Origin of the sequence: Staphylococcus equorum, from assembly GCF_029024965.1 — a bacterium.
GTDB classification, from domain to species: domain Bacteria; phylum Bacillota; class Bacilli; order Staphylococcales; family Staphylococcaceae; genus Staphylococcus; species Staphylococcus equorum.
Window position 1 is genome coordinate 64379 of sequence record NZ_CP118982.1, and the last position, 16307, is coordinate 80685.

At 31.2% G+C, this 16307-nt stretch carries 15 protein-coding genes; 9 read left to right on the plus strand and 6 right to left on the minus strand.

Annotation, left to right across the window (positions count from 1 at the left end; genetic code table 11):
- Positions 1-337: 337 nt before the first annotated feature.
- Complete coding sequence (locus PYW44_RS00270) at positions 338-805, plus strand: hypothetical protein (protein WP_103267952.1); 468 nt, start codon at positions 338-340, stop codon at positions 803-805.
- 393 nt (positions 806-1198) lie between these two features.
- On the opposite strand, the gene PYW44_RS00275 is transcribed toward PYW44_RS00270, so the two are convergent.
- Entirely contained in the window at positions 1199-1873 is a 675-nt protein-coding gene (locus tag PYW44_RS00275; protein WP_052998601.1) for an IS6-like element IS257 family transposase, read from the minus strand.
- 197 nt (positions 1874-2070) lie between these two features.
- A complete protein-coding gene (locus PYW44_RS00280; protein ID WP_002510758.1) occupies positions 2071-2166 on the minus strand; it encodes a type I toxin-antitoxin system Fst family toxin in 96 nt (31 codons plus the stop codon).
- 545 nt (positions 2167-2711) lie between these two features.
- Here PYW44_RS00280 and PYW44_RS00290 point away from each other — a divergent pair.
- From PYW44_RS00290 to PYW44_RS00305, 4 genes are all read left to right on the plus strand, one after another.
- Positions 2712-5900, plus strand: a complete 3189-nt coding sequence (locus PYW44_RS00290) for an AAA domain-containing protein (protein WP_115075908.1) — start codon at positions 2712-2714, stop codon at positions 5898-5900.
- Positions 5901-6120: 220 nt separating this feature from the next.
- Entirely contained in the window at positions 6121-6306 is a 186-nt protein-coding gene (locus PYW44_RS00295) for a hypothetical protein (RefSeq protein WP_115075909.1), read from the plus strand.
- Positions 6296-7477, plus strand: coding sequence for an MFS transporter (locus PYW44_RS00300; RefSeq protein ID WP_115075910.1), 1182 nt, complete (start codon positions 6296-6298; stop codon positions 7475-7477). Before PYW44_RS00295 ends, PYW44_RS00300 begins: the two co-directional genes overlap by 11 nt.
- A gap of 64 nt (positions 7478-7541) precedes the next feature.
- Entirely contained in the window at positions 7542-7985 is a 444-nt protein-coding gene (locus tag PYW44_RS00305) for a GNAT family N-acetyltransferase (protein ID WP_107518631.1), read from the plus strand.
- 95 nt (positions 7986-8080) lie between these two features.
- Here PYW44_RS00305 and PYW44_RS13340 read toward each other — a convergent pair whose 3' ends face one another.
- On the minus strand, positions 8081-8395 hold the full coding sequence (locus PYW44_RS13340) for a His/Gly/Thr/Pro-type tRNA ligase C-terminal domain-containing protein (RefSeq protein WP_115076069.1): 315 nt from the start codon (positions 8393-8395) through the stop codon (positions 8081-8083).
- 217 nt (positions 8396-8612) lie between these two features.
- Here PYW44_RS13340 and PYW44_RS00315 point away from each other — a divergent pair, with 217 nt between their 5' ends.
- Positions 8613-9197, plus strand: a complete 585-nt coding sequence (locus PYW44_RS00315; RefSeq protein WP_115075911.1) for a hypothetical protein — start codon at positions 8613-8615, stop codon at positions 9195-9197.
- Between the two features lie 384 nt (positions 9198-9581).
- Here the strand turns inward: PYW44_RS00315 and PYW44_RS00320 are convergent, their stop codons facing one another.
- The 3 genes from PYW44_RS00320 to PYW44_RS00330 form a co-directional block, all read right to left on the minus strand.
- On the minus strand, positions 9582-10058 hold the full coding sequence (locus PYW44_RS00320; RefSeq protein WP_115075912.1) for a nucleoside deaminase: 477 nt from the start codon (positions 10056-10058) through the stop codon (positions 9582-9584).
- Between the two features lie 49 nt (positions 10059-10107).
- Positions 10108-11148 (minus strand): NAD(P)-dependent alcohol dehydrogenase, encoded by a 1041-nt coding sequence (locus tag PYW44_RS00325; RefSeq protein WP_069812827.1) that lies wholly within the window; start codon positions 11146-11148, stop codon positions 10108-10110.
- A 306-nt stretch (positions 11149-11454) separates the two neighbouring features.
- Complete coding sequence (locus tag PYW44_RS00330; protein ID WP_115075913.1) at positions 11455-12189, minus strand: NAD-dependent protein deacylase; 735 nt, start codon at positions 12187-12189, stop codon at positions 11455-11457.
- Between the two features lie 277 nt (positions 12190-12466).
- On the opposite strand from PYW44_RS00330, the gene dcuS reads away from it, so the two are divergent.
- The 3 genes from dcuS (at position 12467) to PYW44_RS00345 (ending at position 16278) form a co-directional block, all read left to right on the plus strand.
- Positions 12467-14068 (plus strand): DcuS/MalK family sensor histidine kinase, encoded by a 1602-nt coding sequence (gene dcuS / locus PYW44_RS00335; protein ID WP_115075914.1) that lies wholly within the window; start codon positions 12467-12469, stop codon positions 14066-14068.
- Complete coding sequence (locus PYW44_RS00340; protein WP_115075915.1) at positions 14069-14785, plus strand: response regulator; 717 nt, start codon at positions 14069-14071, stop codon at positions 14783-14785. It abuts the gene before it with no gap.
- A gap of 140 nt (positions 14786-14925) precedes the next feature.
- A complete protein-coding gene (locus PYW44_RS00345; protein WP_115075916.1) occupies positions 14926-16278 on the plus strand; it encodes a 2-hydroxycarboxylate transporter family protein in 1353 nt (450 codons plus the stop codon).
- Positions 16279-16307 lie beyond the last annotated feature (29 nt).

Here is a 16307-nt window from a genome sequence, read left to right on the forward strand (position 1 = left end):
TCCCTTGATGATACCGAATAACTATTGTGGATTCTCAGTTTCGTGCAAAATGTCTATTTTAAATATTGTATTTGGCTTCGTTATGACCACCCCTTATATTAAATTAATTAAATATTACACTAAAATTTAATTGAGTAAAAGATAGAACATAAAAGCGAACAAAAAATATCCCCATCACTATTGTGACAGGTTATTAGATAACGATATAAAATTTGATAACGTTAGTAAGAGAAATCAAATCTAACTATAGTTTATCATAAAAATAATCTAGATAGTATTGTAGTAATAGAGTAATATTATAATAATGGAAGTTCGAAATTTAAGGGGGATGGATTAAATGAATATTTTAAAAATTATAATGTCTTTATTAGTTATAGCTATTTTGATGATAGGATTATCTTTTGCTGCGTTTATGGTATATGAGAACACAATAGCAAAAAAGGATGATGTATCAACCAGTGTTAATGAACAACATCAAACTGTCGAAAACGATACTAGTATGAATAGTGAACAAATAGCAGAGGATAACAACGAAGTGTCAGAAGAAAAGCCCGAATATTTACCACACTTATCTGATAAAAATTATGCATTCAGACTTATGACACTAAATAGAGATGCATTACTTGAGGGAAGTAGAGAACAAAAAGAATATGATGGCACTATACAAACTGCACGCACGAACATAGCAAATGGTCTAGGTAAAGACTTTGATTATAAAATCGTTGAACAATATGAAGCAATAAATGCTGCAGGTGGTAATCAAGGTAAGGCTCAAGAATACATTAAAAACAATCCATATAAATAACCCACCAATTAAGGTAGGTTTTATTCATAGAAACCTAATTCTATTAATCTATTTTCTACTGCTTGTATATCTATATCTTTAGCCCTTGCAATATGGGTAGCTTTGCTAAAATATTTTAATTCTCTAATTAACAAAGGTGTCTCTATATTTATATACGAAGGTCTTGATAGTCCATATGCCCTCCAATTTAATAGAGGTGGTCTAAATTTTCTTTGGTGAGGTTCTCCTTGATTAGAAGTGATTCTAAAGAAATATACTTCTTCTTCTTCCCTTTCTAAAATAAAGATAGGTCTTTCTTTACTTTCACCTTTATTGTAAGGTTCATCGAAGAAAACGGTTCTGTTGCAAAGTAAAAAATATAGCTAACCACTAATTTATCATGTCAGTGTTCGCTTAACTTGCTAGCATGATGCTAATTTCGTGGCATGGCGAAAATCCGTAGATCTGAAGAGACCTGCGGTTCTTTTTATATAGAGTGTAAATACATTCAATACCTTTTAAAGTATTCTTTGCTGTATTGATACTTTGATACCTTGTCTTTCTTACTTTAATATGACGGTGATCTTGCTCAATGAGGTTATTCAGATATTTCGATGTACAATGACAGTCAGGTTTAAGTTTAAAAGCTTTAATTACTTTAGCCATTGCTACCTTCGTTGAAGGTGCCTGATCTGTAATTACCTTTTGAGGTTTACCAAATTGTTTAATGAGACGTTTGATAAACGCATATGCTGAATGATTATCTCGTTGCTTACGCAACCAAATATCTAATGTATGTCCCTCTGCATCAATGGCACGATATAAATAGCTCCATTTTCCTTTTATTTTGATGTACGTCTCATCAATACGCCATTTGTAATAAGCTTTTTTATGCTTTTTCTTCCAAATTCGATATAAAATTGGGGCATATTCTTGAACCCAACGGTAGACCGTTGAATGATGAACGTTTACACCACGTTCCCTTAATATTTCAGATATATCACGATAACTCAATGCATATCTTAGATAGTAGCCAACGGCTACAGTGATAACATCCTTGTTAAATTGTTTATATCTGAAATAGTTCATACAGAAGACTCCTTTTTGTTAAAATTATACTATAAATTCAACTTTGCAACAGAACCTTTAATAGTATATCAATTTAATGATTTTGCATTCCTAACCACTATGATGTTATAATGCAATTAACAAAGATGTCGTGCATGTATGCACCAAATCCCCTAACTATGCCAGTAGTTAGGGGATTTTTTGGTGTGACTAGTCGCCTATTTATCATTGCGTTTGCGTAGCCAGTTCGCAAATAAAGCAACGATGCAACCACTTGCTGCTGTGGTCATGATGTTTACAAAGATGTCGGTCATTGCGTATGCACCTCCTCTCTACGTCAAATTGACGCCAGAGATAGGCGACTCCACTATTATACCATCTGTTAATCTACAAGCATATGCACTTCCGATAAGTTGAATTATGTTGAATGGAAATCATACTACTCTATTAAAATCCTCTATTTCGTGTCTCAATTCTTACATTTAAAATTTCATGAAAACTTCTAATGCTCCAAATTCTACTGGCATCTTTTCAAAAAAATTACATAGTACTTGTATCAATTAAAAAAAGATATTTAACGTCTGAAGCTAAAAATCTCTTACAAGTATCATCAATTTGATTAGCTGAAATTAATTCGATTTATGGTTCAATTGAAACTCTTTGTTATTCATAAGAAACCTTAAAATATACCTGAGGTCAATGAAAATCCCTCTCATGAAATTATAACTGAATATCAAATTTGGTCGTTTAATAATGGAATAACGACACAATTCGTATTAATATTTATAGCCATTATGATTTTTTTCAGAATATTGTTAAAATAGGGAGAATGAACTTGATTACATAAGGATGAGACAAAATGGCGAATTTAGTTAATGATACTCTATCAGCATGGTTACTAGTAGAATCTTTACAACCTGGTGAAGTTAAATATGACAAGGGAAGCACTTTACCTAAAGGTAATTTTCAAAATAATGAACAACAAAAGCAATTACAAAGTTTTGAAGATTACTATGATATATGGAATGACGAACGATATAAAATTGCAGAGCAACCTCAAAAATACGGTAAAAGAATATTTCGCTTATATAGAAATTGCTTTTATTTTAAAGAAATTGATAAAGAAATTCAAAATATTTTTAACAATAATACAGAAATTTTTAACCCAAATGAAAAGCGTTGTTATGGTTATACATTCCAAACTGATGAGAATGGAAAAGTAGTAACGGATAGTCTACATATCCCTATGATTATGAGTGCACTTAAAGAAATCAGAAAAAATAAGAGTGCAAACATAGAACAAATATTTAATGACTCTAAACGTAAATTCCAGCAAAAATTTAATGAAATTATTGCAGATGAGCCGATTAACAAAGACAAAATTAAGCAATTGGATGAAACGTACCGTGACTTTTTTGCTGTACTTATTTCTGAAACAAATGGCATATTCAAACATTATTTTACGATTGAATATATTAAAAATAGTGAATCTCCAGACCCTGATTTTAATAGTTTCTTTATTGGCGATATAGAAAGAGCTCGTAAAGATCCTAATCAAACATTGAAAGCTTATATTGAAGGCATAGATGATTCGAAGCGTATTGAGGTAGATGAAAATAAAGAAGTGTTTGATGAGTTTTTACACCCGGAACATTTGCCAGACGGTCGTTGGCCATCACAAATTGAACATAAATTATCTTTAATGCAACAACTAGCTGTAAATCGTATAACAAGTGGTAATGAACATATTAATACGGTAAATGGTCCTCCAGGGACAGGGAAAACGACTTTATTAAAGGATATCTTTGCACACTTAGTTGTTGAGCGAGCTAAAGCCTTTGTAGTGTTAGATGATCCACGGGATGCTTTTGAAAATGTTAAAATACATGACACAGATGCTTATCCTATTAAAGTGTTAAAAGAGGAATTCACTAAATTTAAAATGGTAGTTGCATCAAGTAATAATGGTGCAGTAGAAAATATATCTAAAGATTTACCAAAAATGGAAGAAGTAGTTCGTAATCCTGAAGGCAAAGCATTTCCAGAATATGAATTAGATTATAATAAAGCGACTGATGAATTGAAAAGTTTTAGCACGATTGCATCTCGATTAATAGGAGAGCCAGCGTGGGGGTTATTTTCAGGCGTATTTGGAAAAAGTGACAATATCAATAAAGTAATGAATCAAATTCTTAATAGTGATTCAAAATCTGATAATCAGCAAACTTCATTAGTGAAGTTGTTGCAAAATGAGAAAACTAGTATTGGTTATAATCAATTAAAGCAAAAATGGAAAGTTTGTAAGAAAGACTTTAATGAAGAGCACAAAAAAGTGAAAGAATTAAAACAATTATCAGTTGAAGCATATGATAAATACAAAGAAAATGAACAATTATTAAATAAAGAAAAAGAATTAAAATCAGAAATGGAAATATTGAAAGAAAGTTTAAGTCAAAACCATAAAGATTTATCAAGCAAAAACGCTGAATTAGAGAATGTAAAAAATGATTTTCAATATTTAGAGCAACAAATTGAAACAATTGGTGAAATGATTCAAACATATAATCCAAATAATATATTTGAGAAAATGAAGTCATGGTTTGGACAAACTAATGATGAGAATCTAGATAAATGTAAAGAAGATAAAATAAAGTTATTAGAAGAAAAAAAGACTTACCATACAAAAATCAATGATTTACAAAAAGGCATAAAAGAGATAAGTAATAATAATAAAGATTTCGAGCAAAAGATAAAGAATAACGAAGAAAAAATAAATGACTGTAATATCAAGCTGACAGAGTATAATAAATACAAAGCTGATTCTAAAGTTACGTTTCCTGAAGCTGATTTTTGGGATGATGATAATTATGAGAAGCGTCAGGTAGAAAATTTGTGGAATTCTAATGAATTACAGTATCATCGTGGGTTATTATTTTTAAAAGCAATGGAACTACAAAAATTGATATTAATTGCCAATAATGGTCCAGTTTATTATGCTATGCAAGACTTTAAGGCTCGTAATTCATATCTTGATTCGGCACCAGTTCGTGTGACTAATGCATGGAATGTGATGCATCTTATTTTTCCTGTAGTAAGTACGACATTTGCAAGCTTCGCATCAATGTATAAAGGATTGCCTAAAGATTTTATTGACTACTTGTTTATAGACGAAGCAGGCCAAGCCCTCCCACAAGCAGCAGTCGGAGCATTATATCGTTCTAAGAGAGTGATTGCAGTTGGAGATCCTATTCAAATAGAGCCAGTAGTAACAATGGAAGATAATTTAATAGCTAATATTAGAAAAGGCTATCATATTCATGAACGTTTACTTTCAAAAGCATCTTCTGTTCAAACTGTAGCTGATTTTGCGAATAAATATGGATATTGGAAGACTCAGACGGATGATGAAGATAGTAAATACTGGATTGGAATTCCATTATGGGTACATAGAAGATGTTTAAAGCCAATGTTTACTATCGCCAATCAAATTGCCTATGATAATAAAATGGTCTTACCTGAAACTATTACCAATATAGGTAAAACTGGATGGTATGATATTAAAGGTAATTCGGTACAGAGACAATTCGTAAAAGAACAAGGAGATAAAGTCATAGCACTACTTAAAAATGATTGGAAACAAGCTATAGAAAATGGAGAGCATGAACCAAGCGTTTATGTCATCTCACCATTTACTGAAGTAAAAAAACAAATTCAATTATTAGCAAGAAAAGAATTGCTTCATACTGTAAGTGACGATTCTAAAAAAGTAAGTGAGTGGATCAAAAATTCAATTGGAACTGTCCATACATTTCAGGGTAAAGAAGCAAAGAAAGTTTATTTTGTAATAGGAACTGACAATAATCAAGATGGTGCAGTCAATTGGTCATGCGCAAAACCCAATCTATTAAACGTTGCTGTCACAAGGGCTAAAAAAGAATTTTATGTTATTGGTGATAAAGATCGGATTAAATCTAAACCATACTACAATGTTATTAACTTAGAATCTAATACAGAAGATCTCGATGAAACCATAGAAAGCCGTTCATGATATAAATAAAAGATTCAATTAGTTAAAAGTAATCTTTCTATATAGTTGAGCATAAGTCATAGTAATAAAAACACTTTCGTTGAATTCAAACGAAAGTGTTTTTTTATGAAGAGAGTTGCCCATTCAATAGAAAATAAAAATTATAATATAGTTGATGAACAACACAAATCGATATAAAATAAAATTGTAATTTTACTTCGTGTTAAAAGAGGGGGATAACATGTTAAGAAGCATGAGTAGATTATTTATAAAGGAACAAAAAAGTGAAGCTATTGATGAGGTTGCTGTCAGTCTTTCTAAGCGTTTGAGTATAGACTCAAAGGTTCTATATAAAGATATAATAAAGTTTTTCGAAAAGTTACATTCTAAGACTATGTATTCGGGAAAGTTGAAAAATGCGCAATAACTTTATCTTTACTGAATTTAATCGATTATTGATAAATGACATGATTATATATCTCATACCACTAATTGGTATAACGTCATGGCAATTCTCTGATTCTAAAATAGTGTTCCTCACGTCAACTTACTCAATAGGATTTATCATATTGAGTAAATTCTCAGGTTATCTTATTGATAGATTTTCTAGTGTGACAGTACCCATATTCACATATTTAGTCTATATCTTGTTTAATTTGATTTTTATTTTCACTGTACTGCGTAACATGAATGACTTTGCGATTGTATTTATTATTATTGTTGTAATGAGTTTATCTTCAAGTGTCTTAGAAATTAATACAAGCGTTTTTATTCCAGATTATTTTAATGAAGATTTAACTTCTATTAATAGTTTAGTTCAACTAGTTAGATCAGTTGTCAATTTTATATCTCCAATAATAACTTTTACGTTAACTAATAGTATAACTGTAGCTATGTTTATATTGCTGATTTTGCAGATACTAAACTTCTTAATTTATACTTACAAATTAAGAAGATTGGATGTAAATTCGTATAAACAAGATGTTAATCAGAATAGTGACAATATTAATTTCAATTCGTTAAAATATATTTTGAAAAATAGAAAACTCATTTTGATAATCATCGTTACAATGGGGATTAATTTTTCAATGACAATACTTACAAATACCATGGTTTTATACTTAGTAAGATATTTAGAGTTAAGTAATAAATTAGCAGGAATTATAATAGGATTGCTTTCATTTGGAGCTATAGTTGGCTCGGTACTTCCTAATATAATGATTAAAAAGTTTAGCTTTGAAAAATCAATAGGAGTAGTAAACCTCATTTTAAGTATTCCATTTTTATTACTTATTTCAAAATCATATTTATTTTTCTTAGGTGTATTTTTAGGATATCTCTGTAGAAGTTTCGGAAGTGTTTTAAGAACCATAGTTCAATATGAAATTGTTCCTGAAAACATAAGAGGTAAAGTAAATTCTACTATATATTTATTTACTTGGGGTACTATACCAATAGCTGGTTATTCAGCTTCATTATTATTGGAGACCATATCATTACATACACTGTATATGATGATAGCTTTGCTTTTCATACTAGCAAACGGTTTGTTTTTATTTAGTTATAACGAAAATAGTCATTTAAGAAGGAATGTTTGATTTTAAAATAAGCTTAGAATATGTAGAAAAATAATAAGATAATTTAATAAAAGGAGCATTGTTAATGATAAAAAAACTAACCATGCTAGACTCTGAATCAAAAGAAATAATTTCAAATATTTGGCTAAATTCGAATTTAGATGCGCATAGTTTTATAAATAGTGATTATTGGATTGGAAACCTAGATAGAGTAAAGAGGATGTTTCCTGATTCAACCATTTATGTGTACTACGTTGATAATCAAATAGTTGGGTTTGCAGGCTTATATGAAAATTATATTGCAGGGATTTTTATCAATGCTAACCATCGTAATAAAGGAATAGGAAAGCTGTTTCTGCAAAAATTAAAAACTGATTATAATATGCTAAAGTTATATGTATATGAGAAGAATGTTAGAGCTACTAAATTTTATCTGGAACATAATTTTGAAATTATATCTAAAGATTTTGAAGGTGAAACTCAAGAATATGAATATTTTATGGAATGGAATAAAAATAACTCAAATTAATTCTAAGTCTGCTCGAAGAAAAATAATAGTTAGCCAAAATTTATAAAAAGAAAGGTTTACTAGCTTATTCTAGTAAACCTCTCTTCTTCCTAATACTAGTTTAATATATTATTTTCATTCATAACGATTGCTATAAATTCATTCACATTATATATTTGGCCTTCATGTTCCCCATATTTTCGAACTGATAATGTATTATTACTTACTTCATCATTATCGATAACTATAGTATAGGGAACTTTTTTAATTTGAGCATTTCTAATTATATTAACCTGATTTAAATGTATTTTATTATTAACAGGTATGATATTAACCTGATTTGGCGCTAACCATAACGATAAATTGCGACCATAGTATTCAAGTAAAATATCTAAAAAGCAATCAATAGATTCATAAATTGCTCTATGAATAACTACAGGTCTTTCATTTTAATTAACTGCGTGTTCTAAAGTTGTAAATTTTACTTGTTAAAAATCCAACATGAACTGAAATAGTAAAACGTAATATTTAAATCTCGCCTTTTAAAAAAATTCATATTAGTTACGTTTTTTGAGTTGTTTTGAACAATTAGAGATTTATCATTTTTTAAATACTTGAAGAAAATAAATATTTAAGGAGAGTGAAAAAGTGGAACAAAACATAATTAACGTAATAGAAAGGCATAAAAGAGATATAGAAATTAATAATAGTCACTTAACAATTAAATTAAAATGCAATCCTAGTAGTAAGAACGGTAAGGAGTTATTTGAAGTTTTAAATTTTTTAATGCAAGAAAATTATACTCTGATTTTTGGTAGCCAAGAGTACGAGTGTGTTAAATGGCAAACATTTTATCCTTGTGGAAATTTTTTTGAGAGATTGATTAGTAAGTATTTTGAGAATGATATAGAAATGTATATGTTACCATTATCAAAAACAAATGTGGATATAAAAACAAATACTGTGGATATAAAAAAAGCAAATCAAGTTAATATATTTACAGAAAGTATAAATTCAATAAAAGCAAAGAAATTCATATATAAAGAAGAGTTGGATGATAATATTAATGCTGATTTATTGTTTGCTATTAACAACATAGAAAATTCTCTTAACCACTATATAGTGCCTAATTATAGTGACATGACTGTAGTGAAAAAGTTTGCTAAGTCATCCTCTAATATTGCAAGTTTTGCTGCAGATGTTATTACGATTCTAGCTGTATTTATTAAATAATCATTTAATAGAATGGTATGGAGAAAAAGTAGCGCATTCATTAGAAAAAAAGTAATAGAAATAAAAAATTCAAGGTTGCTCTACGAAACGTATTATGGAAGCCTTAAATATTAAATATAAAAGTCAAATAAATAGATGTTAGCAAAGGAAGGGAGTTAAAAAAACATAGATTTCATCAACAAGTTGGAAAACAAAATTTCAATGAGAAAAGAATTGAAGAATTAAGTAAAGAAGAAAAATTAAATGCCAATAATCTAAAATAAGCTTAGAAGATGTGGAAAAAACATTTAGGCATAAAAAACCCCATAATATTTAAAAATATTATGGGGAATTACTTTCATCCAATTTTAGGCGTTTTTAAAAATAGCTTAGCAAGAAATCAAACTATTTTGTGTGTAACTTTAAATGTAAAGTGTGTACTTTTTCTGCCAATGCTTGAACTGGACCATCGACATCAGCATTTTCAATAACGTGATGGATAGGTAAACTTTTTACTGGTGATTGTGGTGCACCTATCTCACTTAGCCACGTATTTAATTGTTCAGAAGAACTGGCATAAACGATTCTTCCAAGACCTACCCAACCATGCGCGGCGGCACACATCGGGCAGTGTTCCCCAGAAGTATAAACCGTTGCTGTCTTGCGCTCTTCTGGTGTTAAATGATTAGCAGCCCATTTCGCTATTTCAAATTCAGGGTGTCTAGTGTGATCACCACCACTAACATGGTTGTGATCTTCAAATAAAATGTTGCCATTAGAACTCACTAATATAGATCCAAATGGTTCGTCACCCTTATTCAATGCCTGTTCTGCTAATTCGACACATCTCTCTAAATAAGTCATATCAGATTCACTAACCATCTAATAACCTCCTTAGTCATTACAAATGAATATTATTCTTTCAAAAATATTACATAGTACTTGTATCAATTACAAAACGATATTTAACATCTGAAGCTAACACTCTCTCATAGGCATCATCAATTTGATCAGCTGAAATTAATTCGATTTGAGGTTCAATGTTATGTTTTGAACAGAAATCCAACATTTCCTGAGTTTCTCTTATACCACCAATAGCTGAACCAGCAAATGATCTACGATGACCAATTAAATTTGCTACATGTAATGATATAGGCTCTGCGGGTGCCCCAACATTAACGATTGTGCCATCTAGTGTTAATAATCTAAGGTAATCATCTAATTTCAGATTCGCACTTACTGTATTAATAATTAAATCAAATGAGCTTGCAAGTGTTTCAAACGTTGATTCATCACTTGTTGCATAATAATGTGAAGCACCTAATTTCAAACCATCTTCTTCTTTATTTAATGTTCTTGATAATACAGTTACTTCAGCACCCATAGCATGTGCAATTTGAACAGCCATGTGTCCAAGTCCGCCCATACCTATAACTGCTACCTTTTTATCTTCATTTGCATTCCAATGATTTAAAGGTGAATAAGTCGTAATGCCAGCACAAAGTAAAGGTGCAGCAGCATCTAAACCAATATTATCAGGAATACGTAATACAAAATCTTCATGCACTACGATATGTGTTGAGTATCCACCTTGTGTTGGTTCGCCATATCTGTCAGTACCTGCATATGTACCGACATTTCCTTTTAGACAGTATTGTTCTTCGCCATTTTGACAATGAACACACTCTCCACAAGAGTCTACCATGCAACCTACGCCGACACGGTCATCTATTTGATATTTACTGACTTCAGAACCGACTTCTTTAACAATTCCAGCGATTTCATGACCTGGCACTAATGGATAATTAACAGGTCCCCATTCTCCATGTGCAGTATGAATATCAGAATGGCATATGCCTGCATATTTAATTTCTATCAAAACATCATTTGTATCAAGATCACGTCTTTTAATTTCCGTAGCATAAAAATCAGAATCTGGACTATTTACAGCTCTAGCTTTAACATTTAACATATATAAATTCCTCCATTATTCGTACTTCAGAATATTTCTATTGATATTCTTCATTGTTCATAATAGACCTTAAAGTATACTTTAGGTCAATGAATATGACTTCGCATAAAATTATGACTGAACAAAAATAATATCTGGAGTAAATAATATATGCATTCATTTATAAAACAGTGAAATCATCGATAAGGTTGTTTCCAGTATTTTAAAACTAATTAATATTGATTCAAAAATTACCAAATAAAAAAAGAACGCGTCTTATAAAACGTGTTCTCCTTTTTTATAAATACTTTAATTTCACTACCTAACTCACTCTACATACCCTAGTTCATTAACCACTTTGACCATGTCATCATGAATGACTAAAGTTGCGTGGTTATCATAAGGTGTATGGTCTTTATTAATGATAACTAGGTTCTGTCCTTTAAAGTTCGAAATAAGTCCTGCTGCTGGTTGAACTACGAGTGATGAACCTAGGACGATTAAAGTATCGGCTTCTTTTATTTTATCTAGTGCATTATAAATCGTATTTTGATTTAATAATTCTCCATAAAGTACAATATCAGGTCTAATAGGACTTCCACACACTTCACATTCGCGTAAATGATGCTTCATCACATAATCTTTGAAATATGCCTTATGGCAGTCAATACAATAGAAATGATTTAACGTACCATGCAGTTCGTCTACATTAAGACTCCCCGCATCAGAATGTAGACCGTCGATGTTTTGAGTGATAACACCCAATGAACGTTTATCTTGTTCTAGTTGAGCAATCCATTGATGAACAAGGTTCGGTTGTTTATCAGCTAAAAGTAAACGTTTATGATAAAAATCAACAAATCCTACTGGGTCATCTTGAAGATAATCCGTACTTAATAAATATTCAGGCGCATAGCCATCTTTTGAAATTTCATCAAATAGCCCACCCATAGAACGAAAATCTGGGACACCACTTGCGACAGATACACCTGCCCCTGTAAAAAACGTGATTTTATTAGAATCATTAATGATGTTCTTGAATTGTTCAATCCTGTCATTCATGCATTTCACTCCATTAAAAATTTAAAAATCCTTCTCCTAACCTTTAAATTAATTTTAAATTTTAAAAAGTAATTTAGCAAACAAAACAGATACTTGAGCTCCTACATAGGACGGTAGATTATCTCTTGTTTAAGGGCATATTTACGCTCCATTTGAAATTATATTATTATTTTATTGAATTTCACATTTAAAAATTATACAAATTAATTCCAAAAAGTATGATATATTTCTAATAATTATATGGATAAATTTTAATAACTAAAGGCGGTTTGGGGCTTTGAAGAAACAAAAACTAAAGTTAAGCACATTGATTATTATTGTAGTATGTATTGTAGTGTTATTTTCACTACTTATTACGAGTGTATTGATTAGTAAGACAATTAAAGAAACTATACATCAAACAACTGAAGAGAAGGCTGAAGTAATTGGTAAGACCGTTGCTCAGTCTGAGATTGTTCAATCTACTTTGAAAAAAGGTGACAATGATAACAGCATACAAACTTATGTGTCTGAAATACAACAATCAACGGATGTGAGTTTTATTGTTGTGATGGATATGAAAGGGATACGAAAATCGCACCCCAATGAAAAACGCATTGGTAAGCATTTTAAAGGTGGCGATGAAACGAATGCACTGCACGGTAAAGAGAGTGCTTCGATTTCTAAAGGGACACTCGGTGAATCATTAAGGTCATTTACACCTGTTTATGCTGATGGTAAACAAGTTGGAGTAGTTGCCGTTGGTGTGCCGATGAAAAGTGTTTCTGAGGCACTTGCAGATGGCAATAAGCAGATTATCATTGGGTCAATTGTAGGACTGGTTGTCGGTGCCATTGGTGCATATTTACTGTCTAGATATATTAAGAAAATTTTACTGGGTTTAGAACCATCGAATATCGCTAAGATACTTGGAGAAAGGAACACGATGTTGCAATCTGTTCATGAAGGTATCGTTGCTGTTGATAAAGAAGGTAAGATTAATTTAGTGAATAAATCAGCGAGGGATATATTTAATAAGGCAGATTTAAAAGGCAATCCGATAGGCATGAAGATTGATGATTATATGGAGTCGACACAACTACCAAAAGTACTCGAGTTAGGTAAACCAGAATTGGACAAGGAACAAAATATTAATGGAGTGAAGATTTTGGTTAATAGAGTGCCACTGGTTGTAAATAATGAAATTGTTGGTGCAATTTCAACATTTAGAGACAAGACAGAGGTGAACAAACTTTCGGAACAGTTAGTAGGCGTGAAGACATATGCTGATACATTACGTGCGCAGTCACACGAGTTTAGTAATAGGTTGCACGTGATTTCTGGTCTGCTGCAAATGGAACATTATGATGATTTAAAACAGTATATACATGAGATTGTTGAATTGGGTAGCGAAGAGAATGGTAGTATTACGTCGAAGATTAAAGATCCTGTATTAGCTGGCTTCTTAATTGGCAAATTAAGTTTGGCGAGAGAACAAAATATTAAATTGTCTATTATCAGCCATACAAAGATTCCTGAACCAAAACACTCATATATTACTCATGAAATGATTACCATTATAGGTAATTTAATAGATAATAGTATAGATTCTTTAAGCGCATCCGCTGTTAGTGAGAAAACAATTGACGTAAATTTGAAATATATAAATAACGCATTAATTATAGATGTTGTAGATTCAGGCTTAGGTCTAAAAGGTGAATTAGCACATCAGATTTTTGAAAAGGGCTACTCTTCTAAAGGTGAGGATAGAGGCTATGGGCTACACCTTGTTCAACAAAGCGTAGAGAAACTTAACGGCGAAATAAATATAACCTCTAATGTAGAAGGCAATGTGACATTTTCAGTCGTTATAAATTATTCAGAAAAGGGGAGACTATAAATGTTAAATATCTTAATTGTTGAAGATGATCCAATGGTTGCACAAATAAATCAACAATTCGTTAAAAAAATAGATGACCAAACTTCAGTTGATATTGCCTCAAATGTTAAAGAAGCTATAAAACATATAGAAAATAAAGAAATTGATTTACTATTGCTGGATATATACATGCCTGAGGAAAATGGATTAACATTTCTTAAATATATAAGAGAGCAAGGTTATAAAATAGACGCAATTCTCATCACAGCAGCTACGGATGTCGAGGAGATTCAAACTGCATTTCGTTACGGCGCTGTAGATTATTTGATTAAGCCCTTCGACTTTGAGCGTTTTCAACAATCATTACTGAGGTATAAAAAAGGCCTCACATTCTTTAATAAAACAAGTAGTATTAATCAAACGGATATTGATGCTGAGTTTCTCAACAAGGAAGTTGTTGACCGTGATTCAGAGCTCAAATTACCAAAAGGTGTAACAGAAGCCACGTTACAAGTGATTATTGATAAAATGAAATCCTTTGAAGAAAATGAATTCTCTACAGATGATATCTCAAAGCGTGTTAATATTTCGAGAGTTTCTGTAAGAAAATATTTAAAGTTTTTAACGGATATAGAGGTTTTAGAGGAATCGTTAAATTATGGTATAGGGCGTCCCATTAATTTCTATAAGGTTAAAAAGGATAATCTTCAGTATTTAAAGGGTTATATAGAATTATAGTGAAATGTTACCGAATCAAAGGGGTGAAATTCCTTTTGATTCGGTTTTTTTAATTACAAAAAGATAATTAAAATTTCATAAACTATAAATTTATATTGTCTATGAATAGAATAGATTTATACGTAACAAGGGGGTTAATAATGAATACGAAAGCAAATTTGAAAGCGCTTACTAATGGTGGGATGCCAATAGAGAGCAGCTTTAAAAGTTTAGGAAAAAGGCTGATTAATATTAAAGTAGGTGTGTTGCCATTACCACTTTACTTAACACTAGCTGCAATTATATTAGCTGCATCCGTATATAATACATTACCTGCAGACATGATTGGTGGATTCGCAGTAATCATGATTTTGGGTATCTTGCTAGGAGATCTTGGTCAAAAATTGCCGATTTTAAAAGATATCGGTGGACCTGCTATTTTAGCATTACTTGTACCATCTGTTTTAGTGTTTTTAGATGTTATTAATACGTCTTCAATGGAAGCGGTTACAAGTCTAATGAAGACATCGAACTTTTTATATTTCTATATTTCTTGTTTAGTTGTTGGAAGTATTTTAGGTATGAATAGTAAAGTGTTAATTCAAGGATTCACACGTATGTTTGTGCCTTTACTAGTGGGAACTATTCTGGCAGTATCTGCTGGTTTATTAGTCGGCTTATTATTTGGTTATGATATTAAGCATACATTGTTTTATATTGTTGTACCTATTATTGGAGGAGGTATTGGTGAAGGTATTCTCCCATTATCCATTGCATACTCATCTATATTAGGAGGAAGTGCTGGATCGTTCGTTTCTCAAATGATTCCAGCAGCAGTAATTGGTAATATATTTGCGGTTGTCACTGCGGGAGTCATGATGCGCGTAGGTGAAAAACATACAAAGCTTTCAGGAAACGGAAAATTAATTAAATCTGAAAATATAAATGAAACAAATGATGATAAAGAAGAGAAAGAAAAAGTCATTGATTTCTCACTTATGGGCGCAGGTTTACTCATTGCTTGTAGTTTCTTTATTGTCGGTACACTTGGTCAAAAATTCATAGGTATACCGGGGCCAGTTATTATGATTCTATTTGCAACGATTATTAAATGTTTGAAAGTAATGCCACACAAAATGGAAGATGGCGCACATAATTTATATAAATTTGTATCTACAAGTTTAACTTGGCCATTAATGGTAGGTCTTGGAATGTTGTACATACCTTTAGAAGATGTCGTTAAGATTGTTACACCAGCATATGTTGTCATATGTGCATCAGTCGTATTAACCATGATTGTTTCTGGTTATTTTGTAGGTAAATTGATGAAAATGTATCCAGTAGATGCCGCTATCGTGACGGGATGTCATAGTGGTCTAGGCGGTACAGGAGATGTAGCTATATTATCAGCATCTAAACGTATGGCACTTATGCCATTTGCACAAGTTGCTACCAGAATAGGCGGCGTATCAACAGTAATCATGGCCACGTTTTTGTTAAAAATATTAAGTTAAATCATAATACTATATAAGGGGTAATAAAT

Coding starts and splice junctions, on each gene's coding strand:
- PYW44_RS00270 (WP_103267952.1), top strand. CDS start 338: ATGAATATTTTAAAAATTATAATGTCTTTATTAGTTATAGCTATTTTG.
- PYW44_RS00295 (WP_115075909.1), top strand. CDS start 6,121: ATGTTAAGAAGCATGAGTAGATTATTTATAAAGGAACAAAAAAGTGAA.
- PYW44_RS00300 (WP_115075910.1), top strand. CDS start 6,296: ATGCGCAATAACTTTATCTTTACTGAATTTAATCGATTATTGATAAAT.
- PYW44_RS00290 (WP_115075908.1), top strand. CDS start 2,712: ATGGCGAATTTAGTTAATGATACTCTATCAGCATGGTTACTAGTAGAA.
- PYW44_RS00320 (WP_115075912.1), bottom strand. CDS start 10,058: ATGGTTAGTGAATCTGATATGACTTATTTAGAGAGATGTGTCGAATTA.
- PYW44_RS00330 (WP_115075913.1), bottom strand. CDS start 12,189: ATGAATGACAGGATTGAACAATTCAAGAACATCATTAATGATTCTAAT.
- PYW44_RS00325 (WP_069812827.1), bottom strand. CDS start 11,148: ATGTTAAATGTTAAAGCTAGAGCTGTAAATAGTCCAGATTCTGATTTT.
- PYW44_RS00345 (WP_115075916.1), top strand. CDS start 14,926: ATGAATACGAAAGCAAATTTGAAAGCGCTTACTAATGGTGGGATGCCA.
- PYW44_RS00340 (WP_115075915.1), top strand. CDS start 14,069: ATGTTAAATATCTTAATTGTTGAAGATGATCCAATGGTTGCACAAATA.
- PYW44_RS00305 (WP_107518631.1), top strand. CDS start 7,542: ATGATAAAAAAACTAACCATGCTAGACTCTGAATCAAAAGAAATAATT.
- PYW44_RS00280 (WP_002510758.1), bottom strand. CDS start 2,166: ATGACCGACATCTTTGTAAACATCATGACCACAGCAGCAAGTGGTTGC.
- PYW44_RS00275 (WP_052998601.1), bottom strand. CDS start 1,873: ATGAACTATTTCAGATATAAACAATTTAACAAGGATGTTATCACTGTA.